This is a genomic window from Streptomyces griseiscabiei, from assembly GCF_020010925.1.
GTDB lineage: Bacteria > Actinomycetota > Actinomycetes > Streptomycetales > Streptomycetaceae > Streptomyces > Streptomyces griseiscabiei.
This window is the reverse complement of record NZ_JAGJBZ010000001.1, coordinates 1,571,241-1,591,901: the sequence shown is the minus strand read 5'-3', so window position 1 is coordinate 1,591,901 and position 20,661 is coordinate 1,571,241. Positions and strand designations below refer to the sequence as shown.

Annotated in this window: 16 protein-coding genes; 10 read left to right on the top strand and 6 right to left on the bottom strand. The window is 73.4% G+C overall.

All coding sequences use genetic code 11. The features are described 5' to 3' along the window. The first annotated feature begins 40 nt into the window (after positions 1–40). Positions 41–1,039 carry an L-glyceraldehyde 3-phosphate reductase gene (mgrA, locus tag J8M51_RS06935; protein WP_086756530.1) on the top strand — a complete coding sequence of 333 codons (999 nt, stop codon included), beginning with the start codon at positions 41–43 and terminating at the stop codon, positions 1,037–1,039. Here the strand turns inward: mgrA and J8M51_RS06930 are convergent. After that, complete coding sequence (locus tag J8M51_RS06930) at positions 1,036–1,323, bottom strand: DUF1905 domain-containing protein (RefSeq protein ID WP_086756528.1); 288 nt, start codon at positions 1,321–1,323, stop codon at positions 1,036–1,038. The genes mgrA and J8M51_RS06930 overlap by 4 nt on opposite strands. 591 nt (positions 1,324–1,914) lie before the next feature. Between J8M51_RS06930 and J8M51_RS06925 the strand changes: the two genes are divergently transcribed. From J8M51_RS06925 to J8M51_RS06910, 4 genes are all read left to right on the top strand, one after another. Then, a complete protein-coding gene (locus J8M51_RS06925) occupies positions 1,915–2,325 on the top strand; it encodes a hypothetical protein (protein ID WP_086756526.1) in 411 nt (136 codons plus the stop codon). Between the two features lie 78 nt (positions 2,326–2,403). Next, the gene (locus J8M51_RS06920; protein ID WP_086756524.1) at positions 2,404–4,743 is read left to right on the top strand and encodes an FHA domain-containing protein; all 2,340 of its coding nucleotides are present in this window, start codon (positions 2,404–2,406) and stop codon (positions 4,741–4,743) included. Positions 4,744–4,748: 5 nt separating this feature from the next. After that, positions 4,749–5,387: an SH3 domain-containing protein gene (locus J8M51_RS06915; protein ID WP_086756522.1), complete on the top strand. Its 639-nt coding sequence runs from the start codon at positions 4,749–4,751 to the stop codon at positions 5,385–5,387. After that, complete coding sequence (locus J8M51_RS06910; RefSeq protein ID WP_086756520.1) at positions 5,380–6,387, top strand: serine/threonine-protein kinase; 1,008 nt, start codon at positions 5,380–5,382, stop codon at positions 6,385–6,387. Before J8M51_RS06915 ends, J8M51_RS06910 begins: the two co-directional genes overlap by 8 nt. On the opposite strand, the gene J8M51_RS06905 is transcribed toward J8M51_RS06910, so the two are convergent. Both J8M51_RS06905 and J8M51_RS06900 read right to left on the bottom strand, forming a co-directional pair. Further along, complete coding sequence (locus J8M51_RS06905) at positions 6,362–6,823, bottom strand: RpiB/LacA/LacB family sugar-phosphate isomerase (RefSeq protein WP_086756519.1); 462 nt, start codon at positions 6,821–6,823, stop codon at positions 6,362–6,364. The two genes, J8M51_RS06910 and J8M51_RS06905, sit on opposite strands and share 26 nt — an antisense overlap. Positions 6,824–6,855: 32 nt before the next feature. Further along, positions 6,856–7,311 carry a MarR family winged helix-turn-helix transcriptional regulator gene (locus J8M51_RS06900; protein WP_086756517.1) on the bottom strand — a complete coding sequence of 152 codons (456 nt, stop codon included), beginning with the start codon at positions 7,309–7,311 and terminating at the stop codon, positions 6,856–6,858. 191 nt (positions 7,312–7,502) lie between these two features. Here J8M51_RS06900 and J8M51_RS06895 point away from each other — a divergent pair, with 191 nt between their 5' ends. Continuing rightward, entirely contained in the window at positions 7,503–8,966 is a 1,464-nt protein-coding gene (locus J8M51_RS06895) for an MFS transporter (protein ID WP_086756515.1), read from the top strand. 45 nt (positions 8,967–9,011) lie between these two features. Here J8M51_RS06895 and J8M51_RS06890 read toward each other — a convergent pair whose 3' ends face one another. Both J8M51_RS06890 and J8M51_RS06885 read right to left on the bottom strand, forming a co-directional pair. Then, positions 9,012–11,852 carry a helix-turn-helix transcriptional regulator gene (locus J8M51_RS06890; RefSeq protein WP_086756513.1) on the bottom strand — a complete coding sequence of 947 codons (2,841 nt, stop codon included), beginning with the start codon at positions 11,850–11,852 and terminating at the stop codon, positions 9,012–9,014. A gap of 102 nt (positions 11,853–11,954) precedes the next feature. Then, entirely contained in the window at positions 11,955–12,620 is a 666-nt protein-coding gene (locus J8M51_RS06885) for a hypothetical protein (RefSeq protein WP_086756511.1), read from the bottom strand. Positions 12,621–12,937: 317 nt separating this feature from the next. On the opposite strand from J8M51_RS06885, the gene J8M51_RS06880 reads away from it, so the two are divergent. After that, positions 12,938–13,888, top strand: a complete 951-nt coding sequence (locus J8M51_RS06880; protein WP_179203138.1) for a Dyp-type peroxidase — start codon at positions 12,938–12,940, stop codon at positions 13,886–13,888. A 19-nt stretch (positions 13,889–13,907) separates the two neighbouring features. Here the strand turns inward: J8M51_RS06880 and J8M51_RS06875 are convergent, their stop codons facing one another. Continuing rightward, the gene (locus J8M51_RS06875; protein ID WP_086756509.1) at positions 13,908–15,488 is read right to left on the bottom strand and encodes an amidohydrolase; all 1,581 of its coding nucleotides are present in this window, start codon (positions 15,486–15,488) and stop codon (positions 13,908–13,910) included. Between the two features lie 227 nt (positions 15,489–15,715). On the opposite strand from J8M51_RS06875, the gene J8M51_RS06870 reads away from it, so the two are divergent. The 3 genes from J8M51_RS06870 to J8M51_RS06860 are packed head-to-tail and all read left to right on the top strand — an operon-like array spanning position 15,716 to position 20,612. Further along, the gene (locus J8M51_RS06870; protein WP_086756507.1) at positions 15,716–17,428 is read left to right on the top strand and encodes an ABC transporter ATP-binding protein; all 1,713 of its coding nucleotides are present in this window, start codon (positions 15,716–15,718) and stop codon (positions 17,426–17,428) included. A gap of 26 nt (positions 17,429–17,454) precedes the next feature. Continuing rightward, positions 17,455–19,545, top strand: a complete 2,091-nt coding sequence (locus tag J8M51_RS06865) for an ABC transporter transmembrane domain-containing protein (RefSeq protein WP_256964894.1) — start codon at positions 17,455–17,457, stop codon at positions 19,543–19,545. Further along, complete coding sequence (locus J8M51_RS06860) at positions 19,545–20,612, top strand: iron-siderophore ABC transporter substrate-binding protein (RefSeq protein ID WP_086756505.1); 1,068 nt, start codon at positions 19,545–19,547, stop codon at positions 20,610–20,612. Before J8M51_RS06865 ends, J8M51_RS06860 begins: the two co-directional genes overlap by 1 nt. Positions 20,613–20,661 lie beyond the last annotated feature (49 nt).

The following is a 20,661-nucleotide window of genomic DNA, read 5'->3' as shown; positions in this document are numbered from 1 at the left end:
GGACTCCGGTCCCCCCGCGCCAACCTCTTTTGGAGTCGCGTTGTACACCGCACACCCCGACCGCTACGCGGACATGCCCTACCGGCGCACCGGACGCAGCGGTCTGAAGCTTCCCGCGCTCTCACTCGGCCTGTGGCACAACTTCGGCCCCGACCGTTCCGTCGAGACCCAGCGCGCGATCCTGCGCCGCGCCTTCGACCTGGGCGTCACCCACTTCGACCTGGCCAACAACTACGGCCCGCCGCCCGGCTCCGCCGAGTCCGCCCTCGGCGAGGCGCTCAAGGCGGACTTCGCGCCGTACCGTGACGAGCTGATCATCTCCAGCAAGGCCGGCTATCTGATGTGGCCCGGCCCGTACGGCGAGTGGGGCTCCCGGAAGTACGTGCTCTCCTCGCTCGACCAGAGCCTGAAGCGCATGGGCCTGGACTACGTCGACATCTTCTACTCGCACCGCCCCGACCCTCAGACTCCGCTGGAGGAGACGATGGGCGCGCTGCACTCGGCGGTCCAGCAGGGCAAGGCGCTGTACGTCGGTGTCTCCAACTACTCCGCCGAGCAGACCCGCGAGGCCGCCCGCATCCTGGGCGAGCTGGGCACCCCCCTCCTCATCCACCAGCCGCGCTACTCGATGCTCGACCGGCGCCCCGAGAGCGAGGGCCTGCTCGACGCCCTCGACGAGCTCCAGGTCGGCTCCATCGTCTTCTCCCCGCTGGAGCAGGGCCTGCTGACCTCCCGCTACCTCGACGGCATCCCGGAGGGCTCCCGCGCGGCGAGCGACAGCCCCTTCCTGAACTCCGACGCCGTCACCGAGGACCTGGTCGGCAGGCTGCGCGCGCTGGACGGCGTCGCGAAGTCCCGTGGTCAGACCCTCGCCCAGCTCGCCCTGGCCTGGACGCTGCGCGGCGGCCGGGTCACCTCCGCCCTCGTCGGCGCGAGCAGCGCCCGCCAGATCGAGGACAGCGTCGGCGCCATCGCCAACCTCGACTTCGAGGACGACGAGCTGACCCGCATCGACGAGATCATCGAGGGCAAGATCTAGGGCCTGTCGCCCTTGATCCGCTCCTCCAGGCGGACGGTCACCGACGAGCCCGCCTCCTTCCCGATCGCCTTGCGCACCTCGGCCCTGACGGGCAGCTTGTGGGTGCCGTCGCCCAGGGCCATGAAAGAGCCGCGGAAGGGGTGGCCGTCGATCGTGCCGCGGACCTTGACCAGGCCGCGGGTGCCGAAGAAGGCGGCGGACCCGGGCCACACGAGATAGGTCCAGCCGCCCCGGGCGGGGCTCTTCCGCAGCTCCGCCGTGAACTGCTCGTCGAGCGTGCTCATGATGTCTCCTCCGCTCCCGGTGGTCCTCCACGTACAAGAGACCGGCGGGAGCGGGGAAACTCATCGCGAGGCCGCGACCGACCCGTGGCGGTCTCGGAGGCCGTGAATCGGTCGTGAATCGGTCGTGAATCGGCGGCGTGATCGTTGAACCCTTCGGCGAGGACATCCGTATGGAACGGGGACCGGCGTCGGGACCGGATCCGGAGCCGCCCGTCGGCTTCTCGCCCCGGTACCGCCGGTACCGCACACGATGCCCGGATCTCTCGGCGGACGTCGATCACCTCGGAGGTCGTCTCCGGGGCTCGCAGAAGGCCCGGTCGGAGGGGCCTTCGCAGTGTTTCGGCCAATCGCGCGCTCGCATATGCCAGGAGACTGGCTGAATTGGCATGGTGACAGAGGGTCAGGAGTGTCGATACTCGACTGACAGGGCGATTGAGTCATGAACGAACGCGCACCCGTGCGCGTTCACCATGTCACTGTGCGTAACGCTCGATCGTCGGATCTGCACGACCAGCACATCTGCGAGGCGAGAGTGAGTCCGCGCGGCGAGCGGGGCCGGGCGGGTCGGCGGTGCGACCGGGGGAGCGAAGCGTGCACGACGAATTCCTGTGCCATGTCACCGCGTACGGCTGGTGCGACGGCCGGCGCGTCGGTGTGCCCCTCGGTACCTATCGCGCCCCGACGTTGGCGCTCGCGCTGTGGTGGATGCGCGACCGCGCGTTATGGATCGCCGAGCGCCTCGACCCGCGACCCGACAATCCCCACTTCCCCCCGAACGCGGTCGTCCCGGTCGCCGACACCGTGCCGGACGTGCCGAGCCAGCTGCGCGCCTGGTCCACCGACGACGGTCAACAGGACCTGGTGGCCGAGGAGTTGGCCGCCGGGAACCTGGTCCGGATCGCCACGAACGACGACACCACGGAGTACGAACTGCTCGCGGAGTCCGTCGACGCCGTACGCATGCAGCGCATCGCCCAGCGGATCGCCGCCCCCGCCGCCTGATCCCGGTCCGGTGCGGCGGCCGGCCCGCACCGAAGCGGTCGGGCGCGCATATCGGGGCCAATCGGTAGAATTTTCGGCATGGCAGAGCGGTCGATCGCGCCGACTGCGCCCGAACTCGTGCTGGAGACCGAGTCGGGCTCCACCGTGATGACCCCGTCCCACGCCTATCACGTGGGCCGTGACCCGCTCAGCGACGTCGTCCTCGACGACGACCGGGTCTCCTGGCACCACGCGGTGCTGCGCGCCGAGGCGGACCACTGGACCATCGAGGACGAGAACAGCACCAACGGCACGTACGCCGACGGCCACCGCATCCACGAGTGGGACGTCGGCCCCGGCACCGTGATCCACTTCGGGAGCCTCCCCGACGGACCCCGCGCGGTCCTCACCGGCCGCACCCCCGAGCGGTCCGCCGAGCGGCCCTCCGGAGTCCTGACCCCCGCCGCCACCGGCACCTTCCGGCAGCCCACCAGCGTCCGCCCGCTGCCCGAGCGGACCGTCCGCATCGGCCGCGCGTCCGACAACGACCTGGTCATCGACGACCTCGTCGTCTCCCGCCGGCACGCCGAGCTACGGGCGCGGCCCGAAGGCACCTACGAGATCGTCGACCTCGGCAGCCACAACGGCACCTTCCTGAACGGCACGCCCGTCGACCGGGCCCCGGTCACTCCCGGTGACATCGTCGGCATCGGACACTCCGCGTTCTGCCTGGTCGGCGACGAACTGCAGGAGTACGTGGACACCGGCGAGGTGTCCCTCGATGTCCAGGAACTCACCGTCGCCGTCGACCGGGGCCGCAAGACGCTGCTGGACGGGGTGTCGTTTCCGGTCGGCGAGAAGTGCCTCCTCGCCGTGGTCGGCCCGAGCGGCGCCGGCAAGTCCACCCTCCTGAACGCCCTGACCGGGCAGCGCCCCGCCGACAGCGGCACGGTCCTCTACGACGGCCGCGACCTCTACCGCGACTACGCCGAACTGCGCCAGCGCATCGGCCTGGTCCCGCAGGACGACATCCTGCACGCCCAGCTGACCGTCCGCAGGGCCCTGTCCTACGCCGCCGAACTCCGCTTCCCGCAGGACACCGCCAAGGCCGAGCGGCAGGCCCGGGTCGACGAGGTGATCCGTGAACTGGGCCTCGAACAGCGTGCCCGCCAGCCCATCCACAGCCTCTCCGGCGGCCAGCGCAAACGGGTCAGCGTCGCCCTGGAACTGCTGACGAAACCCTCCCTGCTGTTCCTGGACGAACCGACCTCCGGGCTCGACCCCGGCATGGACCGCTCGGTGATGCACATGCTGCGCGGTCTCGCCGACGACGGCCGCACCGTCATCGTCGTCACCCACAGCGTCCTCAGCCTCGACGTCTGCGACCGCCTCCTCGTCCTCGCGCCCGGCGGCCGGGTCGCCTACTACGGGCCGCCGGACGACACCCTCGCCTTCTTCGGCTTCGAGCAGTGGCCGGAGGCTTTCGAGGCCTTCGAACGGGACCGGGAGCGGGACTGGGCGGGCGAGTACCGCGACTCGCCGTTCCGGCGGCAGTACGTCACCGCCGCCATGGCACAGCCGTACCTCCCCGACCCGGAACCGGTCGCCGCGGCGCCGCCGCCGCCCAAACCGCAGAGCTGGGTGGCCCAACTGGGCACCCTGGTCCGCCGGTACACCGCCGCGCTCGGCGCCGACCGCACCTTCCTCGCCATCATGATCGCGCTGCCGTTCGTGATGGGCGCGATGGCCAGGGCCCTCGCGGGCGGCACTCTGGACCGGGAGACCGCCATGAACGCGCTGCTCATCCTGTGCGTCGGCGGGGTGCTGACGGGCGCGGCCAACGCCGTGCGCGAACTGGTCAAGGAACGCGTCATCTACCAGCGCGAACGGGCCGTCGGGCTGTCCAGATCCGCGTATCTGATGTCCAAGGTCGTCGTCCTCGGCACCGTCACCGTCCTCCAGGCCGTCGTCCTCACCCTGGTCGCCCTGCTCGGCGTCGACCTCAGTGCCCCCGGCGGCGAAGGCGTGCTGCTGCCGCCCCTAGTCGAGATCACGATCGCCGTCGCGCTGCTCGCGTTCACCGCGATGATGCTCGGCCTGGTCGTCTCCGCGCTGGTCCGCAAGGAGGAGGTCACCATGCCGCTGCTGGTGCTCCTCGCCATCGTCCAGGTGGTGTTCTGCGGCGCGCTGCTGGACGTACGGGGCACGGTCGTCCTCGAACAGCTGGCGTGGCTGGTGCCGTCGCGGTGGGCGTTCGCCGCGATGGCCGGCACGATCGACCTCGAACGGATCGTCCCCGACACCTCGGACCCGCTGTTCGCGCACTCGGCGGGCGTGTGGCTCCTCGACCTGGGGATGCTCGTCGTCCTGTCACTGCTCTGCGGCTGGCTCGTGGCCCGGCTGCTGCGGCGCCGCGAACCCGCGGTGATGCGGAAGTAGCCGCGATGACGACCCCCGGCTTCCTCCCCACCCATGTCGTCCCGCCGGGCGGCCAGTCCGCGTGGGACGCCCCCGACCAGTCGCAGCCCACGGTAGCCCTCGACGCGCTGCTGCCGGTCCAGCTCCTGGAGCGGCGCGGTGACTGGGGCCGGGTCCTGTGCGCCAACGGCTGGTCCGCGTGGGTCGACGGCCGTCTCCTGGTCGCCGTACCCCAGGACCCGCCCGCCGCCGGTGCGGACGCCGCGCGTACGGCCGACCCGCGCCCGCTGCTCGCCCGTGCCGAGGAGGCCCTGAGCCGCTACCGGACCGAGGCGGAGGCGCTGGCCGCCGGGCATCGCGACGGGGAGGCCTTCCGGGAGCGGACGAAGGGGCTGCGGATCGGCCTCGTCGTCGACGGCGAGTCGCTGTGGCTGTTCGACGCCGCGCACGAGCGGTGGGTGTACTGCGACGGGACCCGGCTGAGCACGTTCGCCGTGGGCGAGCGACCGCACGGGACACCGGCCGCCCCGCGGGTGCCGCCGGTCGCGGCCCCGACGCCGGAGCCGACCCGTGTCGTGCAGGATCCCGGACACGGACCGGCCGAGCACGGGTCGGGCGACGACGAACCCACCCGGCTGGTGCCGCCGGTGACCCGCGATGAGTGACACCCAGCCGTACGCCGGGCGTCCCTCCGAGCTGGTCGGGCGGCAGATCGCGGACTACCGCATCGAACGCGAGATCGGCCGCGGGGGTATGGCGGTCGTCTACCAGGCCCTGGACCTGCGGCTGGAGCGGACCGTCGCGCTGAAGCTGCTCGCCCCGGAACTGGCCCGCAACGACACCTTCCGGCGCCGCTTCACCCATGAGTCACGGGTGGCCGCCGCGATCGACCATCCGCACATCGTGCCCGTCTTCGAGGCGGGCGAGACGGACGGCGTCCTCTACATCGCCATGCGGTACGTCGCGGGCAGCGATCTGCGGCACCTCCTGGACCGGGAGGGCCCGTTGCCGGTCACCACCGCCACCCGGATCGCCGCCCAGGTCGCCTCCGCGCTCGACGCCGCGCACGACCACGGGCTGGTGCACCGGGACGTGAAGCCCGGCAACATCCTGGTCGCCCAGGGCACCGACAGCGACCACCCCGAGCACGTCTATCTCACCGACTTCGGCCTGACGAAGAAGTCGCTGTCGCTCACCGGGTTCACCAGCGTCGGCCAGTTCGTGGGCACGCTCGACTACGTGGCCCCGGAGCAGATCTCCGGCAAGCCCGTCGACGGCCGCTGCGACGTCTACAGCCTCGCCTGTGTCGTCCACGAGACCCTCGCGGGCCGCCCGCCGTTCCAACGGGACGACGACATGGCCCTGTTGTGGGCCCATCAGTACGACGAGCCGCCCCCGCTGACCGGCGGGCGGCCCGACCTGCCGCCGGCGGTGGACCGCGTGATGGCGACGGCGCTGGCCAAGTCGCCGGACGACCGGTACGACTCCTGTCTGTCCTTCGTGGCCGCGCTCCGGGCGGTGGACACGGGACACGGCCTCCCGCCCGGGCGCACGCCGACCCGGGCCACCACCGCGCCGAAGGCGTCCGGGCCGCCCGAGGCGCCACCGGAGCCGCCGTCGTGGGCCGAGCCCGTGTTCATCAGGCCCGGCCCGTACCCCGGTTGACGTCGAGCCGCTCCACATGGACCACGTTCTCCCGGTCCTCGGTGTCGTCACTGGCCCCGGCCGCGAACCAGGCGTCCAGGATCTCCTTGAGCAGGGGCCCGGAGGTCAGCCGCAGCCCGATCGCCAGGACGTTGGCGTCGTTCCAGCGGCGCGCGCCGTCCGCCGTGTACGCGTCCGTGCACAGGGCCGCCCGTACGCCGGGCACCTTGTTCGCGGCGATGGACGCGCCGGTGCCCGTCCAGCAGCACACGACGGCCTGGTCCGCCGCGCCGGAGGCGACCTCGCGCGCCGCGGCCGCCGAGCAGACCGCCCACCGGGCGTCGTCACCGGCACGCAGCGCGCCGTACGTCACTACTTCGTGGCCCCGGGCGCGCAACTCCGCGAGGAGGAGGCGGGCGACGGGCTCGTCCATGTCCGAGGAGACGGAGATCCGCATGTCCCCGAGGCTACCCGGCACGGGGCCGGCGGCTACGGGCGCGGCCAGGTCTTGCCGTGCAGCCGCTCGATGCTCGTGTTGAAGCGTTCGAGGTAGTCCGCGAAGCCGGTGATGTCCTCCTCGGACCAGCCCTCCAGCACCATGGCGAGGCTGCGGACGTTGCCCTCCCGCTCCTCGTCCAGCCGACGCTCGCCCTCCTCGGTGATACGGAACTTCCGCGCCACCCCGCCCTCCGGGTCGAGCGTGTGCTCGACCAGCCCGGCCCGCAGCGCTGCGGCGGTCTGCCGGCGGAGGGTGGAGGCGTCCAGACCGAAGGCGTCGCTCAGCTCGCCGATCGACATCGGCCCCTCGACACGGATGCGGCTGAGGAGGATGTACGCGCTGCGTTCCAGCGTGGAGTCCTTGCGGCGCCCCTTGCTCTGGCTCAGATGCTGGTAACGCCCGAGCAGCATGTTCTCGTACTCGACCCGGCGCGTCGGATCTTCCACGGTCGCCTACCTCCTCGTTGCGGACACGGCCAGGGCGATCCTTCCATCCCGGCGCGACCGCCCCGCCGGACCCGGCAGCACCCCCGCGATGTGCATCATGCACGAGACATGCTCGATGCATGGGGCAGGTATGCTGCACGCCAGGTGCATGACGTATGCCCCGTCGCCGGTACATCGCACGGAGGAACCCCTTGACGGCCAACCCACCGCCCGCCACCCGCCCGGGTGGTGTCATCGCGACGCTGGCGCTCGCGGGCATCGTCGCCGCGATCATGCAGACCCTGGTGACCCCGCTGCTCACCGACCTGCCCACGATCCTGGACACCAGTGCGGCGAACGCCACCTGGGTGATCACCGCGACCCTGCTGACGGGCGCGGTCTTCGGCCCCGTCGGCGGACGGCTCGGCGACCTCTACGGCAAGCGCCGCATGCTGCTGGTCTGCTGCGCCCCGCTGATCATCGGCTCGGTGGTGTGCGCCCTGTCCTCGACCGTCGTACCGATGATCGTCGGCCGGGGCTTCCAGGGCATCGGCATGGGCGTCGTCCCACTCGGCATCAGCCTGCTGCGCGACGTCATCGCGCCGGAGAAGCTCAGCGGCTCCATCGCCCTGGTCAGCGCCTCCCTGGGCATCGGCGCCGGTCTCGGCCTGCCGATCGCCGCCGCCGTCGCCCAGTACGCCAGCTGGCGGGTGCTGTTCTGGGGAGCGGCCGGCCTGGCCGTCGCCGTCACCACCATGATCTGGTTCCTCGTCCCCGAGACCCCGGCCGGCGCCAAGGGCCAGCGCTTCGACTACCTCGGCGCCCTCGCCCTCGGCGGCGGTGTGGTGTGCCTGCTGCTCGCCGTGTCCAAGGGCGCGGACTGGGGCTGGGGCTCGGCGACGACACTCGGCCTCTTCGCCGGCGCCGCCGTCCTGCTGGTGTCCTGGGGCTTGTGGGAACTGCGCACCCGTGAGCCACTGGTCGACCTGCGCACCACCGCCCACCCGCGCGTGCTGCTGACCAACGTCGCCTCGGTCCTCGTCGGCTTCGGCATGTACGCGCAGTCGCTGATCACTCCGCAGCTGCTGAGGTTGCCTGAGGCCACCGGCTACGGTCTGGGGCAGTCGATGCTGGGCATGGCGCTGTGGATGGCCCCGGCCGGGCTGATGATGATGGCGCTCTCCCCGCTCGGCGGAAAGCTCACCAACGCCCGCGGCCCCAAGTTCACCCTGGTCACCGGCTCCCTGGTGATCGGCGCCGGATACGGTCTGTCGCTCGCGCTGATGGGCACCACCTGGGGCCTGCTGATCGTCTCCCTCGTCGTCAGCTCCGGCGTCGGCCTCGCCTACGGCGCCATGCCCGCGCTGATCATGAGCACCGTGCCGCTGTCCGAGACCGCCTCCGCCAACAGCTTCAACACGCTGATGCGCGCGCTCGGCACCTCCACCGCCGCCGCCGTGGTCGGTGTGGTGCTCGCCCAGATGACCACCACCCTCGGCGGCTTCAGCCTGCCCTCGGAGGACGGCTTCCGCACCGGTCTGATGATCGGCGGCGGCGCCGCCCTGGTCGCCGCCGCGGTCGCCGTGTTCATCCCCGCCGCACGGGTCGCCGCCACCGACGCCGGCCCCGAGGAGCGGGAGCCGAGCGCGGCGGAGGCACCGGCCTCCGCCGCGTAGCGGGGGGAGGCACGGGGGCCGGGAGCGGGTGCCGGCCCCTGCGCGCTACCCGGCCGCGCGCAGCAGCGCGGACAGGGTGAGCCGGGACGAGACGCCGAGCTTGCGGTAGACCCGGAACAGATGGGTCTCCACCGTGCGCGGACTGAGGAAGAGCCGCTCGGCGATGTCACGGGTGCGCAGCCCCTCCGCGGCGAGTTCGGCGATCTCGCGTTCACGGTCGCTGAGCGTGCCGAGCGCGTGCGCGGCCGGGTCGCTCTCGGACAGGACGGTCCGCAGGCCGGCCACCCGCTCCCGCACCAGCCGCGCCCCGCAGGAACGGGCGACCGTCTCGGCCACGTCCAGGCGGCGCAGCGCCTCCGCCCGGCCCTCGGCCGCGGCGAGCGAGGGGGCGCCGACGGCCAGCGCCCAGGCGTACTGCACCGGCATGTCCGAGGCCCGGAACGCCTGGGCGGCCAGGACGAACAGCTTGGCCGCCGCGTCGTGTTCACCGTCGGCCTGGTGGAGCCGCGCCCGGGCCTCCCGCGCGTACGCCTCCTGCACCGGCAGCCCGAGCCGGCCGGCCGCCGCCTCGGCGGCCCGGACCAGTCGCTCGGCCTCCTCCCGGTCACCGCACTCCAGCGTGGCCGTCGCCAGCAGGGCGAGCACGAACGGCCGGGAGAACGGGCGCACCAGCGGCACCTCCGTACCGCCCATGCCCTCCAGCAGGGTCCGCCGGCAGCCGGCGGCGTCACCGGCGAGCAGCCGTGCCTGCGCCAGCAGGCCCGTCGCCGAGGTGGCCCACCAGCTCCGGCCGGGCGGGGCGACCGTGGTCGCCGCCTCCACCAGTGCCACGGCCTCGGCCGCGTACTCCTGGCCTCGGGACCAGACGAGCGCCGTCGTGCGCATCGCCCGCGCCAGGGTGACCGCGCCCTCGGCACCGAGCGCGCCCGCCACGGTCTCGACCTCCCGGGCCCGGCGTTCGGAGGCCTCCAGCCGACCGGTCCACTGCTCGACCATGGCGAGGGCCAGCAGCCGGTGCATCAGGATCGGCCGCTGCGCGTCCGAGTCGGCGGTCTCCAGTCCCCGGCCCAGATGGCGGGCCGCGTCCGAGAACCGCTCCAGGTACAGCTCGGCGCAGCCGAGCAGGGCGAGCGTCTCCGGGGTCCGGCCGGCGATCGGGTCCGGCAGCGCGTCCACCAGCCGCGCGCACCGGGTGATCTCGGGGCCGGCCTCGTCGACGTCGCCCGCGTGGACGGCGCAGAGCGCGGACAGGACGCGCAGCACCGTGCGGTCCCCGCGATCGGCGGCGCCCGCCGCCGACGCGGCCTCCCGGAGCAGGACGCGCGCCTCGTCGTGCGTCCCGCGGACCACATGGACCAGCCCGTACTCGATGGCGAGCCGGACGGCCTCCGCGGGCAGCGGATCGGGCAGCGGCCGGGGCAGCAGGGCGAGCGCGGCGCCGACGACGGCCGTCGCCTCCTTGTACCGGCCGAGCCGCCGTTCGGCGTCGGCCCAGACGGTGTGCGCCTGCAGCGACTGGCTCTCGGTGAGGCCGGCGCGCGGATCCCCCAGCAACTCGTGCGCGCGGGCGCGGGCGTCCTCCGGCCGTCCCGAGGCGTTCAGGGCGCGGCAGCAGGCGAGTTCCAGCGCGGTCCTGTCGGCCGGGTCCCCGTCCCCGTCCGGCAGGGACTCCAGCGCCAGGCGGTACCAGCGGGCCGCGGTCGCCGGTCTCCGCGCGGCGATCTCCTCGGCTCCCTCGGCCAGGGTGCGCGCGGCGCCCGCCGCATCCGTGCCGAGCAGGTGCTCGGCGTGCCGGGCCCGTTCGGCGGCCCGGCCGCCCCGGGCCGTGACCAGCTCCAGGGCCCGGCGGTGGGCGCGCAGCCGGAAGGACAGCCCGGCCCGCTCGTACGCGACATGGCCGAGGACGGGGTGGCGGAACCGCAGACCGCCCGCGCCGGCCGGCCGTACCAGGTCCGATCGCTCCAGTTCGGCGAGCACGTCGAGAGTGCCGTCCAGTCCCAGCCCGGAGACCTGGGCCACGTCCTGCGGCCGGAACGGGGTGCCGAGGACCGCCGCCGCCGACATCGCCGTCGACGCCCGCGAGGTCAGCGCGTCGAGTTCGGCGACGAGGGGCTTGGCCTCCCGGAGCAGCCCCTCGGTGTCCGTTCCCGGACGGTCCGGCCACAGGCCGGGGCGCCAGTCGGCCGCGAGCAGCAGCCGCAGATGGCGTGGATTGCCTCCGGCCGCGCTGCCCATCCGGTCGGCGAACTCCCGGCGTTCGGCGGGGGCGTGCCCGTGCGGTGCGTCACCCGGGGCCGCGCCCCGCCCGGCGAGCAGCGCGGCCACGGCCTCCGTGCCGAGCGGGCCGGGCTCGATCCGTGTCACCCTGCCCGCCCGTACCCCGTCCTCCAGGGCCTCCCGCAGCTCGGGCGAGGTCTGCCGGGGGCGGTGGGCCAGGGCGAGCACGAACGGGCGGGACACCACGGAACGGACCAGCCGGACCAGCGTCGCCGTCGACGCGGGGTCGCACCAGTGGACGTCGTCCAGCACCAGGACCCCGCCCGCGGCCCACTGGGCGGGCCGGTCGCGGACCTCGGCGAACGGCTGCGCACGGCCGCCGACGGGCCGGGGAAAGCCCCGCCGGGCCTCCCAGGCGTCGCGGAACACCTGGAACGGGGCGGAGCCGTCGCGTACGGCGTGCGCCCGTGTGACCGGGAGGCCGCGGCGCGCGGCGAACTCCACGAGGGCCAGAGCGAGACGGGTCTTGCCGATACCGGGCTCCCCGGTGATCTCCACCACCGATCCCCGGCCGTTCTCCAGAGCCTCCACGATCCCCGAGAGCCGGGCGAGTTCGGCCTCCCGTGCCACCAGGGGCTCTGCGGCCCCGGGTTCGGGCACTGCGGTCATGAGTGCGGTTCCCCCTCCGCGTACGGTCCGACGTCCCCGGGCACGCGGCGGTCACAGGGAGTCCTCAGGGCAACCCTACCGAAGTAAGAGCAGGTCATCCGTTTATGTGAGAGGGCGGACGGTGAGGGACCAGGGGCCGTCGGAGCGGGCGTAGATGAGACAGGGGCCGGTGAGCGGGGCCTCGCCGTGCCAGGGGCCGACATGATTGGCCAGCTCGTCGAGGAAGCCGGTGCCGTCCGGTTCGAAGGTGTCCACGAGGAAGTAGCCGCCGTCGTCGGACCGTGGATCGCCCTCGTAGCGGAGAGACGCGATCGCGGGGCCGCCGGTGTGGCGCAGCACGTCCGACGCGGGGCGCCGCGCGGGGGCCTCGCAGGGCAGCGCGCTCGACACCGGGCTGACGTCGACGGTCCACGGTCCGTCCGCCTGGACGCGCAGCGCCCGCACCGGCCGGTCGTCGGCGTTCACCAGGGCTCGGCAGGAGAAGGGCCCGTCGGTGTAGACGAGCTGGCTCTGGGAGTGCAGCCGTCCGTCCAGGGCGTCCACCACGAAGTGCCCGGTCCCCGAGTGGGTGATGTCGAGGATGACCGGCCCCGTCCCGGTGGTCAGCCGGCCGACCTCGTCACCGTCGCCGCCGAGCCGTTGGAGGGCCGGACCGCCGGCCGTGAGCAGCGGGGGCGCCTGCCGGGGCGGCCCGTCGCTCTTGTCGGCGCCGAACTCCCGTACCACTTCGGGCCGTTGTCCGGCACGGTCGCGCTGAAACCACTTCATCGAGTGCCCCCTGGTGACGTCTGCGCACAGTATTGGGCGTCCCGGTCCCCGCGTATACAACATGGACCCCTGCTTCCGTAACCACCCTTGTGACCTGCGGAGTTGTGGCGTTGTTCATGGTTTGCGGGGTGGGCCGAATCAGGGGGTATCGTCCTCGCCCCGACCGGGCATGGTGAGGGGGGCGGGAACCTGCCCGGGGCATGCCGTGCGCGACGACGGGGTCGTGCGGTCCGGTGGCGCCGGGGCCGTCCGAGCCGTCCCGAGGGAAATGTGGTCCACGCGTGGGGCACACGTGTGGCATGTGATGAGGGGGAGCCATGGCGCTGCCGTTCGTGTCCGAGGACGTGTTGTCGCAGCCGATGCTGGGCCCGCTGACACCCGCCGCGGTCTTCCTGGTCGTCACCGTCGACCCGGGCGGGGAGTCGACGGCCCGCGGGGTGCTCGCCGGACTCGCCGGGCTGGAGCGGGCGGTGGGCTTCTCCAGCCCCGACGGCGCCCTCGGCTGTGTCGCCGGGATCGGCGCGGAGGCCTGGGACCGGCTTCTCGGCGGGCCCCGGCCCGCCGCCCTGCACCCCTTCCGGGAGCTGGCGGGACCCCGGCACCGGGCCGTGTCCACACCGGGCGACCTGCTCTTCCACATCCGGGCCGCGCGCGTCGACCTGTGCTTCGCGCTGGCCGCCGAGATCATGCGGCAACTGCGCGGCGCGGTCACCCTGGTGGACGAGGTGCAGGCCTTCGCGTACTTCGACTCCCGCAACCTCCTCGGGTTCGTCGACGGCACCGAGAACCCGGTCGGACGCGTGGCCGCCGAGACGGTCCTCGTCGGCGACGAGGATCCCGGCTTCCGGGGCGGCAGTTATGTGCTCGTGCAGAAGTACCTGCACGACGTGGACTCCTGGGAGAAGCTTCCCGTCGAGGCGCAGGAGAAGGTCGTCGGCCGGACCAAGCTGACCAACCTGGAGCTGGACGTGGAGGGTTCGCACGTCGACGTCAACACCCTCGTCGGCCCGGACGGCACCGAGCGGCGCATACTGCGCGCCGCCATGCCCTTCGGCAGGCCCGGACAGGGCGAGTTCGGCACGTACTTCATCGCCTACGCCCGGGACCCCGAGGTCCCCGAGGCCATGCTGCGGAAGATGTTCATCGGCGAACCCCCGGCCGGTCACGACCCGATCCTGGACTTCTCCCGGGCCGTGACCGGCACGATGTTCTTCGTGCCCTCGGCGGACTTCCTGCGCACGATCCCGTCCCGCCGGCCGCCCGTCTGACCCGAACCCGCGCGTGCCGTCAGTACGCGTCCTCGCCCTCGACGAAGGTGCGCACCACCTCGATGTCGCCGATGCGTGACACGTCCACCCGGCGGGGATCGTCGCCCAGCACCACGAGGTCGGCCCGCTTGCCGGGGGTGAGGCTGCCCGCGTCGGTCTCCCAGTGGCAGGCGCGGGCGGCCTCGACGGTGTACGCGCGCAGCGCCTCCTCGACGGTGACCGTCTCGGCGGGGCCGATGAGGCGGCCGGACTCCGAGGCACGTTCCACCATGAACCGGATCGCCCGCAGCGGGGCGCCGTCGGCCACCGGGCGGTCCGAGCTGCCGGCCACCGGGACGCCGTGGTCGAGGAAGCCCCGGCCCCGGTAGAGCCAGCCCGCCCGCTCCTCGCCCATGATCGTGGCGTAGTCGTCGCCGTAGTGGCGCAGGAAGCTCGGCTGGATGACCACCGTGACGCCGAGCGCGGCCAGCCGGGGGAGCTGGTCGGGACGGACCAGGCCCGCGTGCTCGACGCGATGCCGGGCCTCCGGGCGGGGCTTCAGCTTCTGGGCCTTCTCCAGCGCGTCCAGGGCGACATCGAGGGCCCGGTCGCCGATCGCGTGCACGGCGAGCTGCCAGCCCGCGAGATGACCCTCGACGATCGTGCTCTCCAGCGTCTCGGGCTCGTGCATCAGCTGACCGGAGCCGGCGGGGGCACCGGAGCCGTCGGCGCTCAGATAGGGGCTGGTGAGGGCCGCCGTACGGGCCATCATGCCGCCGTCGGTGAAGATCTTGAGCGCGCCGAGGGAGAGCGCGCCGTCCCCGAAGCCGGTGCGCAGCCCGAGGTCGATCGCCCGGCTCGTGGTGTCCTCGGCGTTCGCTGCCACCGGCCGCAGCGCGTCGGCGGCCACCATCAGCCGTACCCGCAGCGGCAGCCGCCCCGACGCGTGGGCGAGCTGGTACGCGGCGCCCTCGATGGGGCTGTGCCCGAACAGCCGGGCCCCGACCCCCGCTTCGGCGGCTCCGGTGATGCCCTCGGACCGGCAGACGCGGGCGGCGTGTTCGATCGCCGAGGCCAGGTCGGTGAGCGAGTGCGGCGGCCGGGTGCGCAGCGCCGCCCCCATGGCGCCCTCGGCGAGGAAACCGTCCGGCCGGGCCGCCTCCGCCGGGAGCCCGCTCAGCACCGCCGAGTTGACCAGACAGGCGTGCCCGGAGAGATGGCCCAGGTACACCTTGCGCCCGGCGCTGACCGCGTCGAGGTCGGCCGCCGTCAGCGGGCGGTCCAGGGTGCGCTGGTCGTAGCCGCCGAAGTCCACCCAGCCGCCGACGGGCGCCTGCGCCACCGCGTCGGCGACCACGCGGAGCACGTCGTCCGCGCCGCGGCTCGGCGCCACGCTGGGCGCCTTCGCCTTCAGGCCCGTCCACGCCAGGTGGACATGGGCGTCGATGAACCCCGGCAGTACGGTGGCGCCGCCCAGGTCCAGCGTCCGGTGTGCGGCGAGGCCCGCGACGTCCTCGTCCAGGCCGACGATCCGGCCCCGCCAGATCCCGATCTCCCGGGCGGCCGGGCGGTCCGGATCCATGGTGACGACATGGGCGTTGGTGATCCTGGTGCTGAGCACGAACAGGTCCTTCCGGTCGGGGCTGTCGCCCGCTGGCGACTCGTACAGATGAACTGCCTTGTTCCGTCTGTCAGTTGAGGGAGCAGTCGGATAATCTCCCGGCGTTCGGCGAGGTCGGCGAGGTCTCGAAGAGGTTTCGGGACTGGTCCAGGAAGACAAATGTAGTTAGCCTTACCTAAGTTTTCTTGTACGTGTCCTGTGTCGGCGAAACCGGTCCGGAGTGTTGCGTGAGAAAAGCGGACCCACCGGGACGGAACGTCCTGTGGCGCGCGGTCGGCGGTCAGCGTCGGGACGTCGTGCTCGGCGCGGTTCTGGGGATGGGACACCAGACGGGCGAGGCCCTGGTGCCGGTGCTCATCGGACTGGCCATCGAACGAGGAGTCGTCGACGGCGACGCCTCCGGACTGCTGCTCTGGCTCGGCGTCCTGGCCGTCCTGTACGTCGGACTCTCCTTCAGCTTCCGCTTCAGCGCGCGGGCCGGTGAACGCGCCGCCGTCACCGCCGCGCACCACCTCAGGGCCGAACTCGTCGGCCGTGTCCTCGCACCCGAGGGCGGCGCCGAGGAGGGACGGCTGCCGGGCGAGCTGACCAACATCGCCACCGAGGACGCCAAACGCGTCGGCGCCGTCGCCATGGCCCTCATCGTCGCCGTCGCCGCCACCGCGGGCCTGGTGGTCAGCGCGGTCGCCCTGCTGCGGGTCTCCGTCGTCCTCGGCCTGCTCGTCCTCCTCGGCACCCCGCTGCTGCTGTGGCTCGGACACCTGCTGAGCAAGCCCCTGGAACGACGCAGCGAGACCGAGCAGGAACGCGCCGCGCAGGCCTCCGGGGTCGCCGCCGACCTGGTGGCCGGACTCCGTGTCCTCAAGGGCATCGGCGCCGAGCGGGCGGCCGTCGACCGGTACCGGCGCGTCAGCCAGAACTCCCTGGCCGCCACCCTGCGCGCCGCCCGCGCGGAGGCCTGGCAGAACGGTGTCGTCACCCTCCTCACCGGCGCCCTCATCGCCGTGGTCGCCCTCGTCGGCGGCCACCTCGCCGCCCGCGGCGACATCGGCCTCGGTGAACTCGTCTCCTCCGTCGGGCTCGCCCTGTTCATCGTCGGCCCGCTCGGCGAGTTCGCCTGGGTCAACGCCGAACTGGCCCAGGGCCGCGCCTCCGCCGCCCGGATCGCCGAAGTCCTCGCCGCCCCCGGCGACGTGTCCGAGGCCCCGTCCGCGGACGGTCTCACCACGGACGCCGTCGAGGGACGCCTCACGCTCCGCGCCCTCACCCACGGCACCCTGCGCGGCCTCGACCTCGACATCGCCCCCGGCGAGACCGTCGGCGTCGCCACCACCGACCCCGCCGACGCCACCGCCCTGCTGCGCTGCCTCGGCCGCCGGGCCGACCCCGACGAGGGCGCCGTCGAACTCGACGGCACCGCACTGACCGCGCTCGCCCTCGCCGACGTACGCGCCGCCATCCTCGTCGCCGAGCACGACGCGGACCTGTTCGAGGGCACGGTCCTGGAGAACGTCACGGCGGCGGCCGGGGGTTCGGCCGCCCCGGCCGGAGTCACCGCCGCGATGGCCGCCTCCGGTACGGACGAGGTGGCCCGCGCGCTGCCCGACGGCGTCGACACGCCCGTCACCGCGCGCGGCCGGTCGCTCTCCGGCGGACAGCGGCAACGGGTCGCCCTGGCCCGGGCCCTGGCCGCCGACGCGCCGGTCCTCGTCGTGCACGAGCCCGCCACCGCCGTCGACGCCGTCACCGAGTCCCGGATCGCCGCCGGCATCAGGGACGTCCGCGGCGGACGCACCACGCTCCTGGTGACCAACAGCCCGGCCCTGCTCGCCGTCACCGACCGGGCCGTCCTCCTCCACGACGGCCGGGTCACCGCGACCGGCGACCACGAGCGCCTCGTCCACGAGTGCGCCGACTACCGTACGGCGGTGCTGACATGACCGGGCGATCAGACGACGGTACCGACATGACCGGCCGTGCCGACGGCGACCCCCGGACGACCGGTGGATCGGGCGACGCCCCCCGGACGACCGGTGGATCTGACGGCGGTTCGCCGACGGCCGGGGGAGCCGACAGCGGGTCCCTTGCGGCTGGGGGAGCCGACGGCGGTCCTCGGGCGACCGGTCGTCACGAGGGCGGTTCGCCGACGGCCGGGGGAGCCGACGACGGGCCCCGTGCGGCCGGGCGATCCGACACCGCCGACGCCGCCCCCGTTCCCGCGTCCCGCGGCGGCGACCGCCCCGCACCCGAACTGCTGCCCGTCGCCACCCCCGCCCGCACCCGGGCCGCGGTCACCGAACTGCTGCGCCCGCAGCGGCGGCTGGCGCTGTCCGCGTTCACCGTGATGGTGGGCTCCACCGCTGTGGGTCTGCTCGTGCAGCCCCTGCTGGGCCGGATCGTCGACCTGGCCGCCGACCGGGGCTCCGCCGACGCCATCACCGTCACCGCGGCCCTGCTGGTGGCCGTCGCCGTGGTCCAGGGCGTCACCGCCGGGTTCGGGCTCTCGCAGATCGCCCGCCTCGGCGAGACCACCCTGGCCCGACTGCGCGAACGCTTCGTCGAACGCGCCCTGACGCTCCCGCTGGAGCGCGTCGAGAAGGCAGGCGCCGGCGACCTGACCGCCCGGGTCACCGCCGACGTCTCCCTCATCGCCGACGCCGTCCGCAACGCGCTGCCCGCGCTGGGCCACTCCCTGCTCACCATCTTCCTGACGCTCGGCGCCATGGCGCTGCTCGACTGGCGGTTCCTGCTGGCCGCGCTGCTCGCGGTCCCCGTCCAGGTCGCCACCGCACGCTGGTACGTCGCCCGCGCCATCCCGCTCTACGCCGAGCAGCGGGTGGCCGCCGGCGCCCAGCAGCAGCAGATGCTCGACACCATCGGCGGCAGCTCCACCGTCCGCTCGTTCCGCCTCGGGGGCGAGCACACCGAGCGGGTCACCGAACGCTCCTGGTCCGTGGTGGCGCTCACCATGCGGGGCGTACGGCTCGTCCTCGGCTTCTACAGCCGACTGCACATCGCCGAGTACATCGGACTGGCCGCCGTCCTGATCACCGGCTACTGGCTGGTCCGCGACGGCTCCGCCAGCATCGGCACGGCGACCGCCGCCGCCCTGTACTTCCACAACCTGTTCGGCCCCGTCAACGCGGCCCTCGCCCTCCTCGACGACGCCCAGTCCGCCACCGCCGGCCTCGCCCGGCTCGTCGGTGTCACGGACGAACCGGTGCCCCCGGTACCGGCGCACTCGGCCGGGACCGGCGGCGCCGACGTCACCGTCCAGGGACTGAGCCACGCCTACCGGACCGGCCACCCCGTCCTGCACGACATCGACCTGACGGTCGGCCACGGCGAACGCGTGGCCCTGGTCGGTGCCAGCGGAGCGGGCAAGACCACCCTGGCCAAGGTGGTCGCGGGCATCCAGCCGCCCACCACCGGCAGTGTCCTCGTGGGCGGTGTCCCGCCCGTCGAACTCGGCTCCGCGGCCTCCCGCACGATCGCCCTGATCACCCAGGAGACCCATGTCTTCGCGGGCCCCCTCGCCGACGACCTGCGGCTCGCCCGCCCCGACGCCTCCGACGACGAACTGCGCGCCGCGCTCGACCGCGTCGACGCCCTCGCCTGGGCCGAGGCCCTGCCCGACGGGCTCGCCACGGTGGTCGGCGACGGCGGCCACCGGCTCAGCGGCGAGCGGACGCAGGCCCTCGCCCTGGCCCGGCTGATCCTCGCCGACTCGCCCCTGGTGATCCTCGACGAGGCCACCGCCGAGGCGGGCAGCGCCGGAGCCCGCACGCTGGAGAAGGCGGTCGCCCGCGCCATAGACGGCCGGACCGCGCTGATCGTCGCCCACCGCCTCAGCCAGGCCGCCACCGCCGACCGCGTCGTCGTCATGGAGGCCGGCCGGATCGTCGAGAGCGGCACCCACGACGAACTCCGCGCCGCGCGCGGCCCCTACGCCGCCCTCTGGTCGGCGTGGTCGGACGCCCGCGACACCGGCCCCCGGCCGGCCCCCGAGACCCCCACACGCATCGCTCCACAGGAACCCGAACCGAAGGACCTCTGATGTTCCGCTCCCGCAGAGCGCCACGACTCGCCGTCGTGCTCGCCTCCGCCACCCTGCTCCTCGCCACCGCGTGCGGCGGCGGCGACTCGGACTCCGACACGTCGGACACCGGCGCGAAGGCGAGCACCTCCTCCGGCGAGTCCGCCTTCCCGGTCTCCATCGACCACAAGTACGGCAGCACCACGATCAAGGCCGAGCCCGAGCGGATCGTCACCGTCGGCCTCACCGACCAGGACGCGGTCCTCGCCCTCGGCAAGGTCCCCGTCGGCACCACCGAATGGCTCGGCGGCTACAAGGGTGCCATCGGCCCCTGGGCCGAGGACAAGCTCGGCTCCGCGAAGGCGCCGACCGTCCTCAAGGACACCGGCACGGGCCCGCAGGTGGAGAAGATCGCCGCGCTCAAGCCCGATCTGATCCTCGCGGTGTACGGCGGACTCACCAAGGAGCAGTACGAGTCGCTGTCCAAGTTCGCGCCCGTGGTCGCCCAGCCGAAGGCGTACAACGACTACGGCGTGCCGTGGCAGGAGCAGACGGAGACGATCGGCAAGGCGCTCGGCAAGGAGAAGGAGGCCACCGAGGCGGTCGCCGGCACCGAGGCGAAGATCAGGGCCGCCGCCGACAAGTACCCGGCGTTCAAGGGCGCGACGGCGGTCATGGCCACCCCGTACGAGGGCATGTTCGTCTTCGGCAGCGAGGACGCCCGCTCCCGGCTGCTGACCGGTCTCGGCTTCACCCTGCCGAAGGACCTGGACAAGGCGATCGGTGACCAGTTCGGCGCCAACATCAGCAAGGAGCGCACCGACCTGCTCGACCAGGACGCCATCGTGTGGATCGTCGGCGACCCGGTCAAGGACGCCGCGAAGCTGCACAAGGACGCCTCGTACAAGGACCTGGGCGTCGTGAAGGAGGGCCGCGAGGTCTTCGTGAACGAGACCAGCGACTACGGCAACGCCACGTCCTTCGTCTCGGTCCTCAGCCTGCCGTACGTGGTCGAGCGGCTGGCCCCGCAGCTGGCGGCGGCCGTCGACGGCAAGACGGACACCAAGGTGGAGCAGCCCGTGTCCTGACGCGGGCGGGGGAATCGGGCAGCGAAGAGGGGGGCCGGTCACCGACCGG